Below are 22,185 nucleotides of genomic sequence, written 5' to 3' on the forward strand. Positions count from 1 at the left end.
TTCCTGTTTAAAAATAAGTTAATTCCAGCTTTATCCCATTTTTTCTGATAATAAGAATATCAATTTATTTAGTTCAGTCAACACCTCTGCCTTAATAGCTAGTATATTTCCAGAGACAGGAACGAGTTTATGCCATTGATAGTATGTTGATTCTTCGAGCAACTCGGCTGTGGGCGTTTTTGTAGAAGCATTATTGAGAAGTATTTCTGGATACTCCCAAGGCGTGGGAGAATGGTCAAATAACCAACTATTTTCATTCAATTTTTGAAAAGGTGCGTTGGGATGATTTTTACCCAACAGAATAAAGATAAAGAGCCCATGCCCAAACCAGTTTAATACGCGGATATTCAAGCCATCATTAACATCAAAATCCCGGATCAGATCCAAAACTTGGTAGGGATATCCCAAAAGATCATTCCCTTTCGAAAGTTTAGTTCCACGACTCTCAGCGTGAATTTTTATTAGCATTTCAGAATCTACTGAATTCGCTACCTCTGCCAAAATCTCCCAAAATTTAGCTTTGAGTCTATTCTGACGCGGAATTATATCCTGGTCAAGCCAAAGTTCATGATCTAAATCGTTGGGATTTTCTTTCATTTACCAGTGAAGTAAAGCAGAACCCCAAGTGAATCCTGAGCCGAATGCAGCAAGGCAAATCAAATCTCCCTCTTTAATTTTTCCTTGTTCCCAAGCTTCACTTAGTGCAATCGGAATCGTAGCAGCTGTAGTGTTTCCCATGGTCATTATATTATTAAATACCTTTTCTTCTGGAAGGCCTAATTCTTTCTGGATGTATTGGCTGATCCGAAGATTAGCTTGATGCGGAACAAGTAAATCTATGGCGGATTGATCCAGGTGGTTTGCGTCAAGTGCTTCTTTGATCACTTCCTTGAATCGCACTATGGCATGCTTGAAAACTGCATTTCCATTCATTTTCAAAAAGAAACTACCTGACTCGATCAGTTCAGGAGAAATTCTCACCTCACGGCTACTTCCAGGATCTTTGCAATACAATTCTTCTGCATACTCACCTTGTGAATGAAGGTGAGTAGATAGAATCCCTGGCTGATCTGATTCTACTGCACTTAGTACTGCGGCACCTGCACCATCTGCAAAAATCACAGAACTAGAGCGCCCTTCGTCGCTTTTGTCCAAAGCTGAAGATTGAATCTCGGCACCGACCACGAGTATTTTTTTATACATACCAGTTTTGATAAACTGATCTGCTATTGATATCGCGTAGATGAATCCAGAACATGCATTCCGAACATCTAATGCGGCAATAGTGCCCATTCCAAATTCTCGCTGGAGCAAAACACCATTTCCCGGAATGAAATAATCGGGTGTGCTAGTCGCGAAAACAATGAAGTCAATTTCGGAAGCCTTCACGCCAGCTCTTTCCATAGCCATTTCAGCCGCTTTTTTAGACATATTCGTCACCGTGTCTAGTCCCGGTGTAAACCAATGTCTAGACTCTATCCCAGTTCTCTCGACGATCCACTCATTATTAGTGTTCATCATCTCAGAGAGCTCACGATTAGTCACGATTCGCTCTGGGACATAGTGACCAACTCCTAGAATTCTGGATTTTTTCATGTCAATTTGGGTTATCATGTAATTGACTGCCAATATCGCTAGATCAATTTAAGCAAGCAAAAAGGTGAAAGATCAGCGGTAGAATTAACCGAAGAGTGTATAATTCCCATGTTGATCCATGGGAGATGTCTTGCGAATAATGGCTGGGCTGTCATTTTGTACGGAATTGACTAAAGGGGAAACAGTAAAACCCAACATCGAATCAGCAGCATAAGGTTTGAGCAAGTTCAAAAGGTCTTCTTCCTCAGTGTAATTGTCGAGCCATTTTTTTTCTGCATCCCGAGCTAGAATTACAGGCATTCTATCATGAATCTCGGAAACTACCGAATTGGGCGTGGTGGTAAGTATTAAAAAAGTATGCTGAGTCTCCCCGTTTACAGATTCGTATTCTTCCCAGATTCCGGCAAAAGAAAACAGTTCTTCGTCACGCAGAGTAAATCTGTAAGGGACGGAAGTCTTTTTGCCAAGCCGCTTCCATTCATAAAACCCATCCGCTGGGATGATGCAACGCCTTTGTCTGAAAGCAGTTTTGAATGATATCTTCTCGTTTACGGTTTCAGCTTTTGCGTTGATAAGTTTTTGGGCGACAGGTCTGTTTTTCCCGAATTCAGGCGTAATGCCCCAATAGAAGAAAGAAAAGCCTTTGGGACTTTGCGAGGTGACCACAGGCACAAGTTGGGTGGGAGCGATATTGTATCTCGGTTTCAGATCGGTGAGCATTTCAGCCTGAAATCTCTCTTCAAGTTCTTCTTTACTTTTGCTAAGGGAATATCGTCCACACATAATTTATATCGCTGTAATTGGCAGGAAGTTAGATAACAGCGCTTATAAATTCAACTGCTCTTTGCTCCGAATAATATGATTTTGATGAGTTTTCAGGAGAAAACCCTACGTGACCGCCATGTTTTGGGAATTCTAAATAGACTTTATCAAGAGATTTAGCCAGGGTTTTAGGAAAGCATTGCTCACTGAGAAAAGGGTCATTCAGTGCGTTCAGGACCAGTGTGGGGACTTTGATCTGATCTAGAAAGTATAAGGAGGAATTCACTTCATAGTATTCCTTTGCATCTGCAAAGCCATGCAGTGGGCCGGTAAAAAAATCATCAAAATCAGCCAAAGTTTTAATGTTTCTTAGCGTTTCCACGGGGATTTGACCCGGATGTGCGCCAGATTTTTCTATTACTTTCTCTTTTAGGCTTCGCAAAAAACGCTTGGAATACAAGGTGTTTTCTGTTTCAGAAATTTTTTGGGAAGAACTCCCCAAGTGCAATGGGACAGATATTCCTACGCCTCGATGAAGTTTTGAATTCCCATCTCCTTTTTCCCCAAGGTATTTTAAAGTCAGATTTCCTCCTAAGCTAAAGCCTACCAGATTTATTTCTTCATAGTTATCGTATGCGTGATTCACCACCAGATCCAAATCATAAGTAGCGCCCGAATGATAGAAGATCACCTGCTTATTCATCTCATCACTGCAGCTCCGAAAGTTCCAAGTGAGCACATCATAGTCCTGTTTCAGAAAAGCATTTACCATTCCTAGCATGTAAGCTCTGGTGCTGTTACCTTCAAGTCCATGACTGATAATGACTAATTTTGATTTGTTTTGCCGATACCAATCCAGATCTAGAAAGTCTCCATCCGTTGTGGATATTCTTTCTTTGATGGGGCTAGGAACCGAAACTTTTCGAAAAAGTGAAGGGTAAATTGTCTCTAAGTGTCCGTTAAACAGCCACTTGGGTCTGGTGTAATTGCTGTTTTCTAATAAAGGCATATCAGAGAGATATGGTTTGTAGGCTGAAATGCTTGGGGAAATTACTAGTTTTAAATTTGATTAAAGCCATTATAAAAACTATTTTTGGACACTTTAAAAACGAATTAGCACGGAATAACCTATGGCCGAAATAATAAGAATGCCTAAAATGAGCGACACCATGGAAGAAGGTGTGATCGCTGCATGGTTGAAAAAAGTTGGAGATTCAGTGAAACCAGGTGATATCCTGGCTGAAGTAGAGACCGACAAAGCAACCATGGAGCTTGAATCCTACGATGAAGGTGTGCTGTTATATATTGGAGTAAAAGAAAAAGATGCTGTACCTGTGAACGGGGTAATAGCGGTGATCGGAGAGAAAGGTGAGGATTACCAGCACCTACTTGATGGTGCCGATGCTCCAAAGTCAGATAGCAAAGAAGAAGCTCCAGCAAAAGAAGATACAGAAGAAGCTCCGGCGAAAGAGGATAAAGAAGAGGCTCCAAAAGGAGAAGACAAAAAAGCTGATTCTGAAAAGTCTAAAGGTGCAGCGGAGAAGATTGATGTGTCAAACATCAATGCTACAGTGATCACTATGCCCAAAATGTCTGATACCATGCAAGAGGGAACGATTGCATCTTGGTTGAAGAAAGTGGGGGATGATGTGAAAGCGGGAGAAATTATCGCAGAAGTGGAAACTGATAAAGCGACAATGGAACTTGAGTCTTATGACGACGGTATCTTGCTTTACATCGGAGTGGAAGCTGGCGACAGTGTAGCTGTAGATGGAGTGATCGCTGTGATTGGTGAAAAAGGAGCAGATTTTGAGACGCTTTTGAAAGCCCAGAAATCTGAGTCTTCCGAAAAACCTGATGAATCTAAACCTGAGCCAGCTGAAGAAGCTAAAAAAGAAGAAGCTCCTAAGACTACAGATGCTCCTCAGCAAAGTAGTGCTCCGGCGGCTACCGCTGATGGAGAGAGAATGAAAGCATCTCCTTTGGCTAAGAAAATGGCTGAAGATAAAGGAATAGATATCCGTACGGTAAGTGGTTCTGGTGACGGTGGACGAGTGATCAAGAGAGACGTAGAGAACTTTGTTCCAGCCGCTGCTCCTCAAGGTGGTGCAGCCGTTGGTACAGCAGCTCCAGCAGTTGGAGTGGAGAGCTTCAAAGAGGAGAAAGTTTCTCAGATGAGAAAAGCGATAGCTAAGAGACTTGCAGAAAGTAAATTTGGCGCGCCACACTTCTATGTGACCATGGAGATCAACATGGACAAAGCGATCGAAGCTAGAAAAAGCATGAATGAAATCTCTCCGGTGAAGATTTCTTTTAACGATATGGTGATTAAGGCTACAGCAGCAGCTTTGCGTCAGCATCCTAAAGTAAACTCAAGCTGGCTAGGCGACAAAATCAGATACAATGACCATATCCATATCGGTATGGCAGTAGCAGTGGATGAGGGACTTTTGGTTCCGGTGATCAGATTTGCTGATAGCCTTTCACTTTCTCAGATTTCTACTCAGGCTAAAAGTCTAGGTGGAAAAGCAAAAACAAAAGAACTTCAGCCAAAGGACTGGGAAGGAAATACCTTCACCATCTCTAACTTGGGGATGTTCGGAGTCGATGAATTCACTGCGATCATCAACCCACCAGATGCATGTATCCTAGCAATAGGAGGTATCAAGGAAACTGTAATCGTGAAAGATGGTGAGATGAAAATAGGTAACCTGATGAAGGTGACTTTGTCTTGCGATCATAGAGTAGTAGATGGATCTGTAGGATCTGCATTCTTGATTACTCTGAAAAGTTTACTCGAAGATCCAGTCAGAATACTGGTTTAGAAATATTATCAACTGCCAAAAAGTCCTGATTTCAGGACTTTTTGCTTTTTGTACGCTTTTGGCTAGTAAAGTGATTCTCAGTTATTGGAGAAACTCTTTCACCAAAAACAAACAACTAATTAACAACACGAGAATACGAGTCACATGACAAAAATAAAATCAACAACCGTAGTCGCGATCAGACATAATGGAGAAGTAATTATAGGAGCAGATGGCCAGGCGACTTTAGGAAATACCATAGCAAAGAGCAGCGTTAAAAAATTGAGAGTGTTGCAGGGCGGCAAGATCGTCACTGGTTTTGCAGGTTCTACTGCAGATGCCTTTACACTTTTAGATAAATTCGAAGAGAAACTCGGCGCTTTTGGCAATAATATGAAGCGCTCAGCCGTAGAATTAGCTAAAGAATGGAGAACGGATCGTATGCTTTCCAAGCTTGAAGCTATGATGATCGTAGCTGATATGGATGATATCTTGATAATATCTGGGAATGGTGATGTGATCGAACCTGATATGGGAATCGCAACTATCGGATCTGGTAGTATGTATGCACAGTCGGCAGCACGAGCGATGAAGCAGTTTGCGCCTCATATGACAGCAGAAGAAATGGTGAGGGAAAGTCTTAATATCGCTGCCGATATCTGTATCTATACCAATCATAACTTAGTCATTGAGAAAGTAACAGGCTAATTCTTACCATAAATATATTTCTAAACCGGAGCTGATTACTTCGGTTTTTTTATGGAAAAATAAACAGTTGTGTACACGGATTATTTCGCAGAGGCTACAATTTTCTTTAGGCCTTTTAGATGAAGTTTTGAGATTGACGACACAAACTACCCCTTGATATCAGGTTTATTTTTGAGGACTTCAAATTACACAGGGGTATGGGGATTTTAGGTCAGGTCATTTTTAAGCACAGCTGTTTAAAGAGGGACTGCAGCTAGTTAGAAAATCACTTAGTTCATTAGGGCTGAAAGTCCGATAAAAAAAAGCCTAGCTCATTAGGGCTGGAATTATAGAGAATATTGATACTTGAGCTTTGAAAGAGCGGAATAGAATTTTCATTCCTGTATGCAAAGCCCATAATTAACGAATGTTTTTTGTGTATTTCTAAACCTGTTTGCTCTCTTAGCTGTTAAGCAACTGAATAAATGAGAAGTTATGGAAACTACCACTGTTAAGAAAACTACCAAGAAAGATTACAGGAAGCATATTTTGGATGGCTTCAAAAATCATGTGCTTGAGCATGGCGATTTACCCAAATCTGTCTTCAAATTTGCCAAGGATTTGAAAATGAAAGAGGAGGATTTCTATACCTACTTTACCTCTTTTGAATCCATCAAATCAGCTATATTGGTTGAAATTTTTGAAGAAACCCTAGCTCAAATAGAAGCCCAAGGCGTTTTTCAGGAGTATTCTGCACGAGAGAAATTTTTGAGCTTTCTATTTACTTGGATAGAAGAACTGAAAAAGAATAGATCTTATCTGCTGAGTCTATATGAAATCAAATCAAAATCATTCCTCACCCTGCCAAAGGAATCTGCGGAGTTTAAAGAGAAGTTTAAGGCATTTGCCAATGAAATAATTCTCGAAGGTAAAGAGACAGAGGAAATCGCGACTCGTCCTATTATTTCTGATCGATACGATGAAGCACTATGGGTTCAGGTAGGATTCGTATTCAGGTATTGGCTGGATGATAGATCGCCGAGATTTGAAAAGACAGATGCTGCGATTGAAAAATCAGTGAATCTGGGTTTTGACCTAATGGGAAAAAGTGCGCTAGATTCATTTCTAGACTTCGCAAAATTCATGTATCAGTCCAAATAAGCTATGATAGATCACTTAAATGAGCAGCAGGCTATACCTGTTTCTAAAGTTCAGCGTGCCGCAAAGTTCATCTCTACAGGAGCAAAAGTAGGAGGGAATTACGTGAAGCATTACGCTAAAAAGATGGTGAATCCAGGAATGGATAAAGAGGAGCTACACCAGAATAATGCAACAGATATTTACTCTTCACTTAGTCAGCTAAAAGGCTCTGCGCTCAAAGTGGCTCAGATGATGTCCATGGACAAGAATCTTTTGCCAAGAGCCTATCAGGACAAATTCACCATGGCGCAGTATTCTGCACCGCCATTGTCTTACCCTTTGGTGCTAAAGACCTTCCAGAAATATTTCGGTAAGACTCCAGATCAAATCTTCGATACATTCACTAGATCTGCAGTAAATGCTGCTTCTATCGGACAGGTCCATAAGGCCACGCTAGGAGATAAAACTCTCGCGGTAAAGATTCAATATCCAGGCATAGCTGATTCTGTCAGCTCGGATTTGAAGCTCGTTCGTCCTTTTGCTTTACGCCTATTGAATATGAACGAGCGGGAGTTGGATCACTACATGGAAGAAGTGGAGGAGAAGCTTCTGGAGGAAACTGATTATGTGTTGGAGGTGAGACGATCTAGAGAGATCTCAGAAGAATGCAGCCATATAGCTAACCTTAAATTCCCTGCTTACTACGACGAGCTAAGTGCTGATCGAATCATTACGATGGATTGGATTGAGGGCGTTCATATGAAAGAATGGCTTGAAACCAGTCCTAGTCAGGAATCCAGAAATCAGATCGGACAGGCACTTTGGGATTTTTACCATCATCAGGTGCATAATCTGAAGACAGTTCATGCCGATCCGCATCCAGGAAATTTTATCATTCAGGAGAATGATCAGTTGGGGATTATTGATTTTGGTTGTGTGAAAGTGATTCCAGAAGATTTTTATGAAGGCTATTTCGCACTGATCAGAAAGGATCTTCAAATCAAAAATGATGAGCTTGATCAGATTTTCTTTGACTTGGAATTTATCTCTGACAAGGATACACCAACCGAGCAAGAGTACTTCAAATCGGTTTTTAGGGAAATGATTTCCTTGCTAGGCAAGCCTTTCCATGTGGATACATTTGACTTCTCGGATGATAGTTTCTTTCAGCGAATTTTCGAATTGGGAGATCGGATTTCCAATGATAAGATGTTCAAAAAGTCCAGACAGGCTCGAGGTTCCAGACATGGCCTGTATGTAAACAGAACATATTTTGGATTGTACAATCTACTTAATCAACTCCAAGCGGAAGTGGTGACGACAAAGCCGGATTGGTTGAAGTGATTCCATTTCCTTCCTGCCAAAGCTCCCAAATACTCCAAACCGAGGAAAGTCAAAGCTGAGTTGAGCTTAAATGCATTTTCGATATTTAAATCATTTTGAGTAAAAGTTTAGTGTTTGGAAAAATCGGGAAAACTATAGATTAAATCCATGGAAATTTTAAGTTTTTGTCAATTAAAAAATCAAAAAAGAAAAATAATTGATATTAATTTTCGTATCATTACACCATGAGATACATAGCAACAAATGCCTATGAAGTACTCCGAACTGGAAAGAAAATTAAAAAAGCAAGGATGCTACTTGGTGTATGACGGGAAAAAGCATCCAGTGTGGTACAGTCCTATTACTGGCAAGGAGTTTCAGCTGTCACATCATAAGGGTGAAGAAGTAAAAAAAGGAACCTTGAAATCAATTATGAAGGATGCGGGAGTCAATTGAATGCCTTACTTTGTAGTCTGTATATATATAAATAAGTAATCGTAATATCTCAATCGTAAAATATATGATAACTAAAGTAAATATCGAAAGAGGAGATGATGGCACTTATGGTGCATATATTGAGAACAATTCTCTTCCCTATGGAATCATTGGTGAAGGTAATACTTCTAATGAAGCTATAGAAGACTTTAAAAATTCTTATATAGAGATGAAACAATATTATAATAAAATAAATAAGAGTTTTACAGAAAGTGAATTTGATTTTGTTTATGACTTAGCTTCATTTCTAAGTTATTATAGCAAAATATTAAGTCTATCAGGCTTAGAAAGGATCACAGGCGTAAATCAAGGGCAATTAAGTCACTATGCAACGGGTCACAGAAAGCCTGGAAAAAAAACAGTAGAGAAAATTGAGAAGAATCTTAAAGAGTTTGCAGATGAATTAAAAGAAGTAGAGTTTAAATAGGAATTGGTTTTACTCCTAAGTTTGTGTGATTGCTATATTATTCTAGGTGATTATACGGAAACTTGCCAGTAGAAAATCAATGGGTTGGAAGACCGAAGACCGAAGTAAACCAGAATTCAATGTGTCTTTGAATTTTCGATCCTATAAACTTTAGCAAGATATTGTCTCTTAAATGAATGATTTTACAAAATCGAAATTTTCCAATTAGATACTTTTGATGTATTGAGTTTCTATATAGCCGAGAAAATTCATAAGCAAAATGATCTCGTTCCTGAATTAGGTCCACCTAGCAGAGTTTCTGAAATAATGAATCGAAAGAGGAAGCTAGGTTTAAAGCACAACAAAAAGCTGAATCAAGCTTATAATATTCAAGTGGATTTGTTAGTAGATTAAAAAAGGGAAGCAAAACGCTTCCCTTTTTTGATGAATTATTTTGCTGAATAAGTCACCCGATAGATCACTCCAGCCATATCATCGGAAATCAATAGACTTCCATCTTTCAATTCCTGCACATCTACAGGACGACCCCAAGCTTCTTGTGCTTCCTCATCCAGCCATCCCGTTGCGAATTCTTTTTCGTCCGTTGCACTAGAGCCATCTACTTTAAGCGATGTTAGTACATAGCCAGATTTCTTGCTTCTGTTCCATGAACCATGCTTGGCAATGATCACTTGATTTTTGTATTCAGTAGGGAACATGTTTCCTTCATAGAATCTCATTCCCAATGGGGCTACGTGCGCTCCCAGTTTTGCAGCAGGAGCGACATAATCACTTGCAGGACCACCTTTATCGCCAAACTCAGGATCTTTTACCGTTCCTTCATGCCAATATGGATAGCCGAAATGCTGACCAGCTTCTGTGATATGATTCAATTCACAATTTGGCACATCGTCACCCATCATATCTCGACCATTGTCTGTAAACCACATATCGCCAGTCTTAGGATCCCAATCGAAGCCTACCGAGTTTCTAACCCCTTTTGCATAGATTTCTGGAGTTGGGTTTGGTGAGTCCACATCCAATCTTGTGATGGAAGCAAAAATCTCTTTCTCAGGCTCGCATATATTACAAGGAGCCCCAACTGGTACATACAACTTTCCATCAGGCCCAAAGGCTATGAATTTCCAGCCATGATGCGTTTCTGTAGGATAACCGTCATAGACAACCTCATATTTAGGATTGTTCAGATTGTTTTTAATGTCTTTGAATCTGATGATCCTACTTACTTCACCCACATAAAGATCCCCGTCTTTGTAAGCAACGCCATTTGGCATGTGGAGGTCATCGGCTAGCGTAAACTTGGTGTCAGCTTTTCCGTCACCATCTTCATCAATGACCGCATATACTTTATTTTCCTGACGATTTCCTACGAAAACAATCCCATCTTCTGAAATTGCCATCTCTCGGGCATTGGGAATATCTGCCGCCCACACATCAATTTTGAAATTAGGAGGGAGCTTGATTTTGTCGAGTTTTACTTCCGAGGTAGCACCGCTGATATTTTGTTTGTTAGCGCTATTTTGAGTTTTAACGCTTTGAGCTTCAGCTTTTTGGTTTTGCTGGCAACCGAAAGTGACTAATGTGATTCCTATTCCTAGCGCGACTGAGATTTTGGATAGATAGTTCATAATTGGAAGTTTCATTTGGATAGTAAGTTAAGAAACATTCAGAATGTTTGGGATTGAAAAGGTTATGAACGGGTTAATGGTTAATTTTGCGCAATGTTATCAATTAGCAACCTTTCTTACTTCATCGGAGGGCGTCCACTTTATGAAAACGCCAATTTACACATCAAGCCTAAAGACAAGATTGGCCTTGTAGGTCAAAACGGTACTGGTAAGTCCACCTTATTGAAAATTATCAATGGTGACTTTCAGCCTAGTTCTGGAGAAGTCCAAAAGGCAAAGGATTGTACGATTGGATTTTTGAATCAGGATTTACTTTCTTTTCAGTCTGACGACAGTATTTTGAATGTGGCCTTGGCGGCTTTCAAGGAAACTTTGGCACTTCAGGATGAGATCGATGAAGTATTGAAAAAGATGGAGACTGATTATTCTGAGGAGATTATCAATAGACTGGCATTTCTTCAGGAAAGATTTGAAGCAAATGAAGGCTATACCATCAAAGCAAAAGCCGAAGAAGTACTGGAAGGAATTGGTTTCAAATCCGCAGATTTGGAAAAACCACTTCGTACTTTTTCCGGAGGATGGAGAATGCGCGTAATGCTCGCCAAGCTATTACTTGAAAAGCCTTCACTTCTGATGCTCGATGAGCCTACCAACCACTTGGATCTTCCTTCTATCGAATGGGTAGAGAACTACATGAAAAACTACGATGGAGCGGTTATCGTCGTTTCTCACGATCAGACTTTTTTGGATAATTGCATTAGCAGTACCGTGGAGGTAGCCAGTAATACGCTGACACTTTATTCTGGTAATTATTCTTTTTACAAGGAAGAGAAGGTAGAGCGGATGGAGATCCAGCAGAATGCTTTTGAGAATCAGCAGCAGATGATCAAACAGACAGAGAAATTCATCGAGCGATTTCGTGCAAAAGCTACCAAGTCTAATCAGGTTCAGTCTAGGATCAAAGCGTTGGACAGATTAGATCGCGTACACGAGGTGGTAAGTGATGAGGTGTCTGTGAATTTCAAATTCAAATTCACAAAGCAGTCTGGCCGTGATGTGATCACCCTTGACAACATCTCTAAGGCTTATGGAGATAATGTCATCTTGAAAAATACCACAGCCCGGATCGAAAGAGGTGACAAAATTGCTTTGATTGGAGCAAATGGAAAAGGTAAATCTACTTTGCTCAGAATCATCGATGGTTCAGAAAAACATATATCGGGAAGAACGGAAGGCTATAACGTCAACAAATCATTCTTTGCGCAGCATCAGCTGGAAGCTTTGACACTTGACAATGAGATCATTCAAGAAATGGCTCAGGCCGGCAGTGCAAAATCTGAGATGGAGCTTCGAGGGGTATTAGGATGCTTCTTATTTACTAATGAGGAAGTTTTCAAAAAGATCAAAGTGCTGTCTGGAGGGGAGAAATCCAGGGTTGCTTTGGCAAAAACGTTGATCTCAGAATCTAACTTTCTGCTTCTCGATGAGCCTACTAACCACCTGGATTTCCAGTCGGTTAATATTTTGATCCAGGCACTTCAGCAATATGAAGGGACATTTGTGACGGTATCTCACGATAGACATTTCATCCGAGGTGTGGCCAATAAAATCTGGTATATCGAGAATCATGAGATCAAAGAATACCTTGGAACCTATGCGGAATATGAGGCTTGGCGAGAGAATCAGGTAGCAGTAGCTCCTGTGGTGACGGCTACAAAAGCAGAGAAAAAAGAGCAGCAAAAACCTAAAGTTCAGGTGAATAATCCTGAAGTGCAGCAGGCAAAAAAGGATCTGCGTAAACTCGAAGAAGAGCTGGAGCGGGTAGAGAAGGAAGTGGAGAAGCTGGAAGAGAAGAAGTTGGGTTTGGAGCGGAAAATGGCCGATCCGGAATTGTATTCGCGTGAAGAAGAAGCTCAGGAAATTCAGGAAAACTATCAGGGACTTCAAGCCAAGCTTATGGACTCAAATGAGCAATGGGAAGATTTGGTAGACAAAATTTCAAATCTACAAGAGGTACTTTCCTAGAAAATTTTAGATTTGGTCTTCATTTTGCCTATTTTTCAGAATGAAGACCAAATTCATTTTAATTAGTTTTTTGCTGAGTAGCACCGCTATTTTCCAGGTTTTTGCGCAGCAACTGGAAGATAAAGTGTACAAAGATCATATACAGTCTGTGCGCTTATTCCCTGCAGGAAACACTTTCGATGCTTCCTTAGATGCTCCTGTAATCTCACTGCGATCAGGTAAACCGTTAGTGCTGTTGTTTGACGATCTGGCTTTTGATCCACAATTATATTCCGCTAAGCTGATTCACTGTGATGCTGATTGGCAAAAATCTCAACTCAAGTACAATGATTACTTGCCTACTTTCAATGAGTTTAATATTCAGGATTATGGATATTCTATCAATACACGGATCCCCTACATTCATTATCGCTTTGAACTGCCGAGAGTTACCAAATCTGGAAATTACCTTCTAAAAGTGTATAGCCAGCGAGATGAATCAGATGTGATTCTGACCAAGCGATTTATGGTTTATGAGGAGATTTTTACAGTTGGAGCATCGATAGTTCCTCCTACTCAGACTGCAGATCGGAGAAATTCCCAACAAATAAATGTGGTAGTTAATTATTCAGCAGGTGAGGTGACCAATCCTGAGGGGCAGATCAAAATAGTTATGCGTCAAAATCAACGCTGGGACAATGCAAAGTATTTAACTAAGCCTACGTTTATGAACGTAAGTTCGAAGATACTCCGGTATGAATCATTTGACGGCGGAAATACCTTCGATGCGGGCAATGAATTTCGTTTTGTTGACTTGCGATTCATCAGAGCAAATGGCGTGAATGTAGCAGATATTCGAGTAGAGACAGATGCGATTTTTGCTGATGGGATTATTGATAAGCCAAGACCTGAAACGGCATACTCGCAATACTTGGATCTGAATGGGCAATACCTGATTGAAACTAAGGATAGACCGGGTGCAGATCCTGATGTGGAAAGTGAATATATGCTGATGACTTTTAGATTGGCAATAGAGCAAAGCTCCAATCCTGTGTATTTGTTTGGTTCTTTAACTAATTGGGGAAAGGCTCCGGAAGCAAAGATGGAATGGGATCCAAAAATGGGAGTTTACACTTCATCGCTTTTATTGAAACAAGGTTGGTATGATTATAAATACGCCCATTTGGTGGAGGAAGAATTCGAGCCTCAGTCTTTTGAAGGAAGTTATTTTGAAACTGAGAATGAATACGAGGTGCTGGTTTATTTCCGGAATTTAGGCTCACGGTATGATCAGCTTGTGGGGTACATTTACTTGCATCCCAACCGACGAAGGCTTTAGAAACTCTTATTTATTAGGCTGAAAGTGAAAAATCAGCAGATTTACGGTAAGAGGTAAAATGTGGTAAATAGTCATCAGTCAATCACTTAGATCAGTTTTAATAAATAAGTGACAGACTTCAGTATAGAAACTATTGGCTTAAGTTTTAATCCGAAGAAACTAGAACCAAATGAGGTGAAGATGGTCTGCAAATAGAAGGCTTCGACTTCATGCCCTGTGGAAGGCTGAGTTTCAGCCTGGCGTATATTTTCCTTTGCAATAGCTTCCGTGGTTATTTCTGGCTGAAAAAAGTATGTAAAAAGCCAACCCATGTGGATTGGCATTTTTGGACAATATGTATATCCGATTTTCTGGAATTAAAATAGCCTAAATCTTAGAATAAGCCTCATTCTAAGATTTAGGCTATTTCGGTCTTCAGTCTTCGGTCTTCCAGCCAATTGAGCAAAGAAGTTTTCGCTACTGGCATCAAGCGGATAATCGAATTACATAATTATAGCTAATTAATTCTCAATTGTAATGTTTCCAGATGAAATGGATCCTTTCACCCAATCTGTTGCATCATTATCAATTTCTAAGTTTTTACCCGTGTTGATCCCGCCAACTCTCAGATTTCCTGAAGATGCTTTCAACGAGAAATTATAGTCTTTCAAATTAGATGGAGTCTGGATTTTGAAATTCCCAGAGGTACCGTTGAAATTGGTGTTTCCGCTCAAGCCGGCATTAGTAGCACGTATATTTCCAGAAGTGAATTTCATGGATCCTAATGAACCGATGTTACTCAACTTCGCATTTCCAGAGGTAAGAGCAACACTTAGCTCACCTTTCACCCGATCTGCTGTCAATGATCCACTGGTAGATTGGTAATCTACGCTGCCGCCCACGTTGCTAATGTCAGCATTGCCCGAAGTGACTCCCGCTTCGACATCTCCAGATACTTTATCTATAGTAAGAGAGCCTGAACTTGCTTTGATAGCCAAGTCGCCTGAGATATTAGTAGCAGTGATCTTGCCTGATGAAACTCTTAAGTTGGTTTTATCTCCAACTACTTTGTCCACTGTAAGAGTGCCAGATGAGTTTTTCATATCCAGATCTATATTCATTGGGCCAGTGATTTTGATGTAACCTTTGCTTCTGGTATTTCCCCAGGATGAGTTTCTCGAACTTTGCTCATGAGATATTTTTAGTACGTCGCCGATAGTTACAAAGATGATATCCTGATTTTCATCAGTCGACTCAAGGAAAGCTTCCACTTTCACATCAGAATCAGAACCACCCGTATAGGATACATCCAGCCAGCCGCCGCTTACTTCGACTGCCTTGATATTAGAATAGTTTTTATTGGCATCTACCAATACTTTTTGTGCAAAGCTGACAACTGAGATCAGCATCATGGCCAAAGCCAAACTTGATAATTTAAAGAATGTTTTCATGTGTTTTTAATTGTTTTTTAAGGGTTACACCTGTCCGGATATATCGGGATGGAATCTTGCATTACGGATAATCACCACTGCGAGTGCCGCCTGCGTTATGCTCGATTTCATAGTTGTGGTTTTTATCTGATAGTGACTCCGAAACTCAGCGCTTGAACTTCCGGACCTAAATTTTCTTGGAAAAGGTTGTTTAAATCATAGTTGAAGAATAGCGTGACATCACTTACGCCGATCTCTGCACGGGCTCCATAGCGAAAGTTTTCCACGTACATATTAGACTTTTCAAACTGCTTTTGCTTTTTACCATTTTCATCGTCGTAAACATATTTGCCTCGGCCACCAATCCTGACTCCTGCATATCCACCCAGTCCAAAGCGGAGTTTTTGGTTAGTGGTAAGTAGGGTAGGCACTAAGGTGAAGTTGAGGTAGGAAGCGGATATTTTAGACTTTGTTCCCGTGCCGGGACCCATATATTCTTCCCAGTCGATTCCATCGGGATTTTTTACGGCTATCAGGCTTCTATCTTCCAGTTTGAAATTGTACCAGTTTACACCGATAGAAGAATACAGGTGAAAATTTTTGGCAATTTTTGTTGTACCCAGCACATTGATGGCGTAGTACCAAGATCCCCAAGGCTTCACGGTTGGCATTCGGTCAGTAGGAGTCACTTGATTGATCCCTAGTTCGGTGACCAGTCCTGCAGTGAATCGACGTCTCTGATGAATATCATTTATCTTTACCTCATCACTTTCTTGGACGTCGAGAATCCATTTCCCATCCTCTTTTTGCTTATATGACCAAGTATTTCCAAAAACCTGAATGACTTTAGTTTTAGTGTAAATCACAGTATCAGGTTCGTTCTGAGCGAAAGCTTGGCTTAGGCTTAGGACAAAGAATACAAGGGGTAGTAGTGTCGTTTTCATTATTAAAAGTTTTAAGAGTGTAGGCCTTTTCAGCCTAATTGTTTAAAATACAATCCCGATTGTGATAGGGTTAAGTTCTGGACCTCTGCCTTCCTGAAATAATTCATTCAAGTCATAGGTGGTGAAGAATTTGACCCTTCCGATTCCAAGTTCTCCCCGGATACCGTATCTGAAATTTTGGAGGTAAAGACCAGTGTCTTGCTTGTCTTTGCGACGACCAGAGCCATCTAATTCGCGATAAACATATTTGGATTGACCACCAAGTCTGTACCCGGCATATGGCCCAGCGGCAATTCTCACTCCTCTCTGTCCGTTGTCATTCATTTTCCCAAAGTCCAGCTCCAACATGGTCATTGCTGTGATATAGGAAGCAGAAATTTTACTCTTGAATCCATCTACATCAGTTCTCGGTATGAAATCAATCGATCCATCGCCTCTCACGGCTTGGAAGTCTCGATTTTCAAACTTGAAGTTGTAGAACTGAAAGCCTAAGCCAAAGTCCCAATAGAATCCTTTGGAAATTCGCTGTGCAGCCATCCAATTGAGTCCCACATTCCAGCTTCCCCAGCCTTTTACAGCATAGGGTTTATCAGACGTAGGGAATTTCCCGTTTTCCAAGTAATTATTCACACCCAGATCAAGATTGAAATAAGTTCTGAATGGAGGATCACTTTTTCTTCTCAAGCCTGGTTCGAAGCGAACTTTGGTATTTTCTCCTGTTTCATCTACTAGAAGGCGCATTCCTCCGATATAGACTTCAGTTTCGGCTCCATCTTCTGTCACCTTCACCACTTGCTTGGAAGTGCCATCTTTTTTCTTGATTTCGACAATGGTGGTCTCTCCGCTGTCTTCATTTTCCTCCAGATCAAGCTCTCGGATGATCTGATTGATATTCATCAGTTTTAGCTTTTCAAAGTCTTCTTTGCTATCCACGATGATTACGATTCTTCCGGATTTTCCGAATTCTACCACTATGCTGTCACTGGCGACTTTGTGGTCTCTTGATGGCATAGTTCCGGCAAATCCTATTTGCACGATTGCCATCAAACAAAATAATAGAAGGTATTTTTTCATGTGTGTATAATTTTATTGCAAAGGCCACTTCCTGTCCCGATATATCGGGATGGAATCTCGGATTACGGATAATCATCTATCCGTGTGACGCTTGGATTATGCTCGGTTTAATTTTAAGTTTTGATTAATGAGGGTTAGGAAGTTTTATTCCTCAGATTTTGACTTGCGGGTGGTGATGCTGGCGAAGAGATTATTTTTTGCATCCTGCAGGTCTGCAAATCCCTGATCTACTTTGCCAAGTAATCCTTCCACTTCATTGACAGTTTTGCCAATCTCTGCCAATAGGTTTTTATCTTTTGGTTCTTCTGTCAGGCCGTTAGAGTAAATTTTTAATCTATAGGCTGGTTCCGCCTCCGCAGGCTCACTTACTTCTGATACAGCCTTTTCCAATTCCACTTGGCGAAGTTCGCTTTGTAGGATTTCCGGGGTTTCCAACATGATTTTTGGCATCTCTACTTTCGCCTCTTTTACTGGATCTGTTTCCTCTTTTGACTCTGAAATAGCAATCAGGTTTTGAGGAATCTTTGGTTGAGATTTCTGAGTTTTGGAAGAGGAATCAACTGGCTTTGGGTTAGGTTTTGTCGTAGTTGGTTTAGCTTTCAATTCCTCGGCAGCCTGCTGATTTTCAATTTCTGCTTGCTTCTCTTCGATTTCCTGAGATGCAGTGATTTCAGTTTGAGTCGCACTTTCTATTATTTCTTCGGTTTTGTTTTCGGATAGAAGAGGCTTTTCCACAGCTACATCTCCTTCTCTCAACACCAAGTAGCCAACAGTAAATAGGATAGTCAGGGAAGCAGCTGCTGCCCACCAAATTCCTTTATAGGATTTTGATTTTTCAGGTAGCTGAGACTCTAGTCTGTCCCAAGCAAGTGCGCTTGGTTTTTCGGTATGGTTTTCTAGTTTTTCTTTGAAAAACTGATCCAGATTATTTTTTTCCTTAGCCATTGATTCTCCTTTCTTTTGGTGTTTGACTGGCAATTTTTTCCTTCAAAGTATTCCGTGCCCGATTGAGCTGGGATTTCGAAGTGCTTTCGCTGATTCCCAAGAGATCTCCAATTTCCTGGTGTGAGTAACCTTCGATTGCGAAGAGGTTGAAAACTGTCCGATATCCTACCGGGAGGCTTTCTACCATTCGCATCAAATCTTCAGTTTCCATGTGATTGAGTTCGTAGTTGTGATCCTGATACTCAGCATCATTTTCCATATTGATCTCCATCATCAGATGACGGTGACTTCTCAGCGTCATGAGAGCTTGAGTGACGATGATTCTTTTCATCCAGCCTTCGAAACTTCCCTTTGACTGAAACTGGGGTAGTTTTTCGAAGATTTTCATAAATCCTTCGATCATCACATCTTCGGCATGTTCCCGGTCTTTTAAGTATCGGATGCAGATGGCCAAGAATTTTCCTGAATACTGATCATACAAGTGGCGCTGCGCCATCCGGTCGCCATTGAGGCATCCTTGTAATAATCCTGATTCGTTTGAAAAATTGACTCTGCTGAACATTTGAATTAGCTTTCAATTAGGTAGATGCCCGTTTTGAAAAAATGGTTGCGTGGGTTAGTGAAAAAAAGTTAATAATATTTGTTGTTTGAGCTCTTCGAATTTTGATATTTCTGTTATCGGTTTAAAACAAGCGTTTTAGTAGGGTTTGAAAAGCCACGTTTTTTATCGTTTTATATTGTGTCGAAATTAAGGATTAAAAATAAAAGGTCTCCTTATGATCAAATTTAATGTCATTCAGAGACCTCATGTTGCATTCTTAGAATTAATAATGTTTCTGAAATCTGTCAATTTCTTTAGAAACAACCAAGAGTAAAAGCTTCATTTCAAGACGGCGAAGCTGTCGAAAAAATTGGTTCAACCCTTTCAGGGTTTTATACAGATACACACTTTTACTTTTACATGGGTTGCACCCATGGCTATTCATGGTTTTATCCTTTCAGGATCATTATTTTGATCAAATTGATCTGTCACATTTCTTTTATAGTACTAGCAGATGGATTCTAAGAATAATCTTTCAATAAGCCGCTTTATAATTCACCGCGATATTAAGCAATGTCCACTCACCTTCTTTCACAGTGACGGGCTGAATATTTCCATCGCCATCAAAAATACTGGCGAAAAGACCGCCTTCCTCTACTGTGAGCAGAGAATATCTACCAGGATTTAGGGTAACTGTATATTGGCCGTTTTCATCAGTTTCAATTTCTTTGAGTGGTTTTGCTGCTACAGATTTGAATAGTCCATCTTCCAAGGTCACATCAGAGATTTTCATTAACGGATAGACTCGCACTGTTCTTTTTACTGGTTCGCCGATAGTGGTGTTCTTGTTTTTCTTTCCCTCCTCTGCTATCATAGTCATATGATTACCTTCCAGCCAAGTGACTTGACCCACCACACCTTGACCTTCTGGCTGATAGGGGGCGCATTGGAAAAGCATCAAAGTAAATGCAGAAGCGAAGAGTAATTTGACTAGTTGGTTCATGTGGTTTTGGTCTGAAAGATTGAGTTTAGGATAAATACCCCTTGATTATCAAATTCCTTCAAATAGCATAAATGATTCCAAATAATTTGGGATGATAGTATTCCAGCCTAACTCATCTTTAAGTTTTCTTGCAAGCACATCGGCACTCTTTTCTTCGCCGTGAACGACAAATGCGAGTTTTGGCTTTTCATTGAATCCCTCAGCCCATTCCATTAATTCATTTTGATCAGCATGTGCTGAAAGACCTTCTACGCTGTAGATTTTAGCCTTTACGGGTACTTCCTGACCGTAAATCCTCACCATAGGTTCACCATCTACAAGCCTCCTTCCTCGAGTACCTTCAGCCTGAAAGCCTACGAAAACAACTCCATTCTTTTCATTTGGCAGGTGGTGAAATAAATGATGCATCACACGTCCTCCTGTTGCCATGCCGCTGGCAGAGATGATAATAGCCTTCCCCTTGAGGTCATTGAGCGTGCGCGATTGCTCTTGCTTTTGGAAGTAATGTAATTGCGAATGCTGAAATGGATGTTGGTCCTGGCCTTCCAAGACTGCCGCCAGTTGGTGGTCTTGGTGAAATTGCTTGTACAAATTGGATACATTAATAGCCATCGGTGAATCCAAGTAAATAGGCACAGTTGGGATTTTTCTCTTTTTCATCAATTGATACAAATAGTACATCACCAGCTGGGTACGACCTACTGCAAATGCAGGGATAATCACCAAGCCATCCCTGTCAAATACATCAGTGATAGCTTTGGCAAGTTCGTCCTCAGGCTTCACTGTAGTGGAAATACGATCACCGTAAGTGGACTCAATCCAAATCACATCAGCGTCTGGTATCAAAGTAGGAGGGAACAGAATAGGGTCATGATATCTACCTAAATCACCCGAGAAAACAAGCTTTTTCGTTTGTGTGTCTCCTTTGATTACAATTTTGGTAATAGCAGCTCCCAGAATATGGCCGGCATAATAATAGGTGACTTCTACGGATGGGTGAATGGAAAAAGGTTTTTTGAAATCCTGAGGAACAAAAAGCGGAAAAACAGCCTCTGCGTCTTCCACCGTATAAAGTGGCTCTGGATTTTCATGCCTGGAGTAGCCCTTTTTTCTTGCGTATTCTGCTTCCTCTTCCTGTAGTTTTCCAGAGTCTAAAAGTAGAATTTTCGCAAGCTCTGCAGTGACAGTTGTGCAATAGATCGGCCCGGTAAAGCCATCTTTGACCAGCTTTGGTAAGTAACCAATATGATCCATGTGTGCGTGAGTAAGCACGATCGCCTCCATGTCTTTAATAGGCATGGGGAATTTGTCCCAGTTCCTGCGTCGCAGTTCTTTTCTTCCTTGAAAGAGTCCGCAGTCCACCAGGAATTCAAAATCTCCCAGATCCAATAAATATCGTGAACCGGTCACTGTTCCCGCTGCTCCTAAAAATTTTACGCTTACATCCATTTTCTTTTGGGTTTAGGCTAGAATATACAAAACGTTCATGAATAGGGATTTTTCAAAACGCGATGGTATGAAACTTTTTACCACAAAGTCGCAAAGTATTTGCCGCAGAGATAAATTAAGGATTGTTCGAAATTCCGCATAATTGATTACTGATCGTGCCGTTGGCACTCTATTAATATATCAAACATCCCTACAACCCAGAATTGCATTCTGGGCTTTTACAGGCCTTGCCGTTGGCAAGGGTTCGAATATTGATAATTACCCAATAAGGAAAATCGGTGGCATCTATGAATCCAGAACAAACAAAAATCACATGATAACATGGCTGTTATTGCCTTGACCTTTTGCCAACGGCAAAACCTGTAACAGCCCCGAATACAGCGAAGCGAAATTCGGGGTATCAAAGCCAAATGGAAATTACCAGAGTGCCAACGGCACGATCGGTAATAAATTTGAACCCTATTTAGGTAATACTGATCGTGCCGTTGGCACTCTATAAATATATCAAACATCCATATAACCCAGAATTGCATTCTGGGCTTTTACAGGCCTTGCCGTTGGCAAGGGTTCGAATATTGATAATTACCCAATAAGGAAAATCGGTGGCATCTATGA

At 40.6% G+C, this 22,185-nt stretch carries 21 protein-coding genes; 8 read left to right on the top strand and 13 right to left on the bottom strand.

All coding sequences use genetic code 11. The annotated features are described in order from the left end of the window. Positions 1 to 30 precede the first annotated feature (30 nt). The 4 genes from BVH04_RS15140 to BVH04_RS15155 form a co-directional block, all read right to left on the bottom strand. The gene (locus tag BVH04_RS15140) at positions 31 to 597 is read right to left on the bottom strand and encodes a hypothetical protein (protein WP_086542311.1); all 567 of its coding nucleotides are present in this window, start codon (positions 595 to 597) and stop codon (positions 31 to 33) included. After that, the gene (locus BVH04_RS15145; protein WP_086542365.1) at positions 598 to 1,596 is read right to left on the bottom strand and encodes a 3-oxoacyl-ACP synthase III family protein; all 999 of its coding nucleotides are present in this window, start codon (positions 1,594 to 1,596) and stop codon (positions 598 to 600) included. An 84-nt stretch (positions 1,597 to 1,680) separates the two neighbouring features. Continuing rightward, positions 1,681 to 2,379: an SOS response-associated peptidase gene (locus BVH04_RS15150; protein ID WP_086542312.1), complete on the bottom strand. Its 699-nt coding sequence runs from the start codon at positions 2,377 to 2,379 to the stop codon at positions 1,681 to 1,683. Between the two features lie 28 nt (positions 2,380 to 2,407). Further along, complete coding sequence (locus BVH04_RS15155) at positions 2,408 to 3,367, bottom strand: YheT family hydrolase (RefSeq protein WP_086542313.1); 960 nt, start codon at positions 3,365 to 3,367, stop codon at positions 2,408 to 2,410. 121 nt (positions 3,368 to 3,488) lie between these two features. Between BVH04_RS15155 and BVH04_RS15160 the strand changes: the two genes are divergently transcribed. From BVH04_RS15160 to BVH04_RS15185, 6 genes are all read left to right on the top strand, one after another. Continuing rightward, positions 3,489 to 5,183 (top strand): pyruvate dehydrogenase complex dihydrolipoamide acetyltransferase, encoded by a 1,695-nt coding sequence (locus BVH04_RS15160; RefSeq protein WP_086542314.1) that lies wholly within the window; start codon positions 3,489 to 3,491, stop codon positions 5,181 to 5,183. 144 nt (positions 5,184 to 5,327) lie between these two features. Next, the gene (gene hslV, locus BVH04_RS15165; protein ID WP_086542315.1) at positions 5,328 to 5,870 is read left to right on the top strand and encodes an ATP-dependent protease subunit HslV; all 543 of its coding nucleotides are present in this window, start codon (positions 5,328 to 5,330) and stop codon (positions 5,868 to 5,870) included. Between the two features lie 474 nt (positions 5,871 to 6,344). Next, positions 6,345 to 7,010 (top strand): TetR family transcriptional regulator C-terminal domain-containing protein, encoded by a 666-nt coding sequence (locus tag BVH04_RS15170; RefSeq protein WP_086542316.1) that lies wholly within the window; start codon positions 6,345 to 6,347, stop codon positions 7,008 to 7,010. A 3-nt stretch (positions 7,011 to 7,013) separates the two neighbouring features. Beyond that, positions 7,014 to 8,333 carry an ABC1 kinase family protein gene (locus BVH04_RS15175; RefSeq protein WP_086542317.1) on the top strand — a complete coding sequence of 440 codons (1,320 nt, stop codon included), beginning with the start codon at positions 7,014 to 7,016 and terminating at the stop codon, positions 8,331 to 8,333. Between the two features lie 249 nt (positions 8,334 to 8,582). Continuing rightward, positions 8,583 to 8,768: a type II toxin-antitoxin system HicA family toxin gene (locus tag BVH04_RS15180; protein WP_086542366.1), complete on the top strand. Its 186-nt coding sequence runs from the start codon at positions 8,583 to 8,585 to the stop codon at positions 8,766 to 8,768. A 64-nt stretch (positions 8,769 to 8,832) separates the two neighbouring features. Next, on the top strand, positions 8,833 to 9,234 hold the full coding sequence (locus BVH04_RS15185; protein WP_086542318.1) for a helix-turn-helix domain-containing protein: 402 nt from the start codon (positions 8,833 to 8,835) through the stop codon (positions 9,232 to 9,234). Between the two features lie 428 nt (positions 9,235 to 9,662). Here BVH04_RS15185 and BVH04_RS15190 read toward each other — a convergent pair whose 3' ends face one another. After that, positions 9,663 to 10,862: a PQQ-dependent sugar dehydrogenase gene (locus BVH04_RS15190; RefSeq protein ID WP_086542367.1), complete on the bottom strand. Its 1,200-nt coding sequence runs from the start codon at positions 10,860 to 10,862 to the stop codon at positions 9,663 to 9,665. 93 nt (positions 10,863 to 10,955) lie between these two features. On the opposite strand from BVH04_RS15190, the gene BVH04_RS15195 reads away from it, so the two are divergent. Continuing rightward, entirely contained in the window at positions 10,956 to 12,887 is a 1,932-nt protein-coding gene (locus BVH04_RS15195; protein WP_086542319.1) for an ABC-F family ATP-binding cassette domain-containing protein, read from the top strand. Between the two features lie 40 nt (positions 12,888 to 12,927). Continuing rightward, positions 12,928 to 14,205 (top strand): type IX secretion system plug protein, encoded by a 1,278-nt coding sequence (locus BVH04_RS15200; protein ID WP_086542320.1) that lies wholly within the window; start codon positions 12,928 to 12,930, stop codon positions 14,203 to 14,205. 86 nt (positions 14,206 to 14,291) lie between these two features. Here BVH04_RS15200 and BVH04_RS15205 read toward each other — a convergent pair whose 3' ends face one another. The 8 genes from BVH04_RS15205 to BVH04_RS15240 form a co-directional block, all read right to left on the bottom strand. After that, positions 14,292 to 14,516: a hypothetical protein gene (locus BVH04_RS15205; protein ID WP_140160601.1), complete on the bottom strand. Its 225-nt coding sequence runs from the start codon at positions 14,514 to 14,516 to the stop codon at positions 14,292 to 14,294. A 189-nt stretch (positions 14,517 to 14,705) separates the two neighbouring features. Continuing rightward, positions 14,706 to 15,635: a DUF4097 family beta strand repeat-containing protein gene (locus BVH04_RS15210; RefSeq protein WP_086542322.1), complete on the bottom strand. Its 930-nt coding sequence runs from the start codon at positions 15,633 to 15,635 to the stop codon at positions 14,706 to 14,708. Positions 15,636 to 15,757: 122 nt separating this feature from the next. Further along, positions 15,758 to 16,558, bottom strand: a complete 801-nt coding sequence (locus tag BVH04_RS15215; RefSeq protein ID WP_086542323.1) for a hypothetical protein — start codon at positions 16,556 to 16,558, stop codon at positions 15,758 to 15,760. A gap of 42 nt (positions 16,559 to 16,600) precedes the next feature. Beyond that, complete coding sequence (locus BVH04_RS15220) at positions 16,601 to 17,632, bottom strand: outer membrane beta-barrel protein (RefSeq protein ID WP_086542324.1); 1,032 nt, start codon at positions 17,630 to 17,632, stop codon at positions 16,601 to 16,603. Between the two features lie 144 nt (positions 17,633 to 17,776). Beyond that, entirely contained in the window at positions 17,777 to 18,577 is an 801-nt protein-coding gene (locus tag BVH04_RS15225) for a hypothetical protein (protein WP_086542325.1), read from the bottom strand. Further along, entirely contained in the window at positions 18,570 to 19,139 is a 570-nt protein-coding gene (locus BVH04_RS15230) for an RNA polymerase sigma factor (RefSeq protein ID WP_086542326.1), read from the bottom strand. Before BVH04_RS15230 ends, BVH04_RS15225 begins: the two co-directional genes overlap by 8 nt. A gap of 514 nt (positions 19,140 to 19,653) precedes the next feature. Next, positions 19,654 to 20,121 carry a hypothetical protein gene (locus BVH04_RS15235; protein ID WP_086542327.1) on the bottom strand — a complete coding sequence of 156 codons (468 nt, stop codon included), beginning with the start codon at positions 20,119 to 20,121 and terminating at the stop codon, positions 19,654 to 19,656. Between the two features lie 48 nt (positions 20,122 to 20,169). Further along, positions 20,170 to 21,570, bottom strand: a complete 1,401-nt coding sequence (locus tag BVH04_RS15240; RefSeq protein ID WP_086542328.1) for an MBL fold metallo-hydrolase RNA specificity domain-containing protein — start codon at positions 21,568 to 21,570, stop codon at positions 20,170 to 20,172. Positions 21,571 to 22,185: the final 615 nt, after the last annotated feature.

It is taken from the genome of Algoriphagus antarcticus (assembly GCF_002150685.1).
Lineage (GTDB): Bacteria > Bacteroidota > Bacteroidia > Cytophagales > Cyclobacteriaceae > Algoriphagus > Algoriphagus antarcticus.

Excerpts from the sequence above, each read along its gene's own strand:
- BVH04_RS15140 (WP_086542311.1), bottom strand. The coding sequence starts at position 597 with ATGAAAGAAAATCCCAACGATTTAGATCATGAACTTTGGCTTGACCAG.
- BVH04_RS15145 (WP_086542365.1), bottom strand. The coding sequence starts at position 1,596 with ATGAAAAAATCCAGAATTCTAGGAGTTGGTCACTATGTCCCAGAGCGA.
- BVH04_RS15150 (WP_086542312.1), bottom strand. The coding sequence starts at position 2,379 with ATGTGTGGACGATATTCCCTTAGCAAAAGTAAAGAAGAACTTGAAGAG.
- BVH04_RS15155 (WP_086542313.1), bottom strand. The coding sequence starts at position 3,367 with ATGCCTTTATTAGAAAACAGCAATTACACCAGACCCAAGTGGCTGTTT.
- BVH04_RS15160 (WP_086542314.1), top strand. The coding sequence starts at position 3,489 with ATGGCCGAAATAATAAGAATGCCTAAAATGAGCGACACCATGGAAGAA.
- hslV (WP_086542315.1), top strand. The coding sequence starts at position 5,328 with ATGACAAAAATAAAATCAACAACCGTAGTCGCGATCAGACATAATGGA.
- BVH04_RS15170 (WP_086542316.1), top strand. The coding sequence starts at position 6,345 with ATGGAAACTACCACTGTTAAGAAAACTACCAAGAAAGATTACAGGAAG.
- BVH04_RS15175 (WP_086542317.1), top strand. The coding sequence starts at position 7,014 with ATGATAGATCACTTAAATGAGCAGCAGGCTATACCTGTTTCTAAAGTT.
- BVH04_RS15180 (WP_086542366.1), top strand. The coding sequence starts at position 8,583 with ATGAAGTACTCCGAACTGGAAAGAAAATTAAAAAAGCAAGGATGCTAC.
- BVH04_RS15185 (WP_086542318.1), top strand. The coding sequence starts at position 8,833 with ATGATAACTAAAGTAAATATCGAAAGAGGAGATGATGGCACTTATGGT.
- BVH04_RS15190 (WP_086542367.1), bottom strand. The coding sequence starts at position 10,862 with ATGAACTATCTATCCAAAATCTCAGTCGCGCTAGGAATAGGAATCACA.
- BVH04_RS15195 (WP_086542319.1), top strand. The coding sequence starts at position 10,956 with ATGTTATCAATTAGCAACCTTTCTTACTTCATCGGAGGGCGTCCACTT.
- BVH04_RS15200 (WP_086542320.1), top strand. The coding sequence starts at position 12,928 with ATGAAGACCAAATTCATTTTAATTAGTTTTTTGCTGAGTAGCACCGCT.
- BVH04_RS15205 (WP_140160601.1), bottom strand. The coding sequence starts at position 14,516 with ATGGGTTGGCTTTTTACATACTTTTTTCAGCCAGAAATAACCACGGAA.
- BVH04_RS15210 (WP_086542322.1), bottom strand. The coding sequence starts at position 15,635 with ATGAAAACATTCTTTAAATTATCAAGTTTGGCTTTGGCCATGATGCTG.
- BVH04_RS15215 (WP_086542323.1), bottom strand. The coding sequence starts at position 16,558 with ATGAAAACGACACTACTACCCCTTGTATTCTTTGTCCTAAGCCTAAGC.
- BVH04_RS15220 (WP_086542324.1), bottom strand. The coding sequence starts at position 17,632 with ATGAAAAAATACCTTCTATTATTTTGTTTGATGGCAATCGTGCAAATA.
- BVH04_RS15225 (WP_086542325.1), bottom strand. The coding sequence starts at position 18,577 with ATGGCTAAGGAAAAAAATAATCTGGATCAGTTTTTCAAAGAAAAACTA.
- BVH04_RS15230 (WP_086542326.1), bottom strand. The coding sequence starts at position 19,139 with ATGTTCAGCAGAGTCAATTTTTCAAACGAATCAGGATTATTACAAGGA.
- BVH04_RS15235 (WP_086542327.1), bottom strand. The coding sequence starts at position 20,121 with ATGAACCAACTAGTCAAATTACTCTTCGCTTCTGCATTTACTTTGATG.
- BVH04_RS15240 (WP_086542328.1), bottom strand. The coding sequence starts at position 21,570 with ATGGATGTAAGCGTAAAATTTTTAGGAGCAGCGGGAACAGTGACCGGT.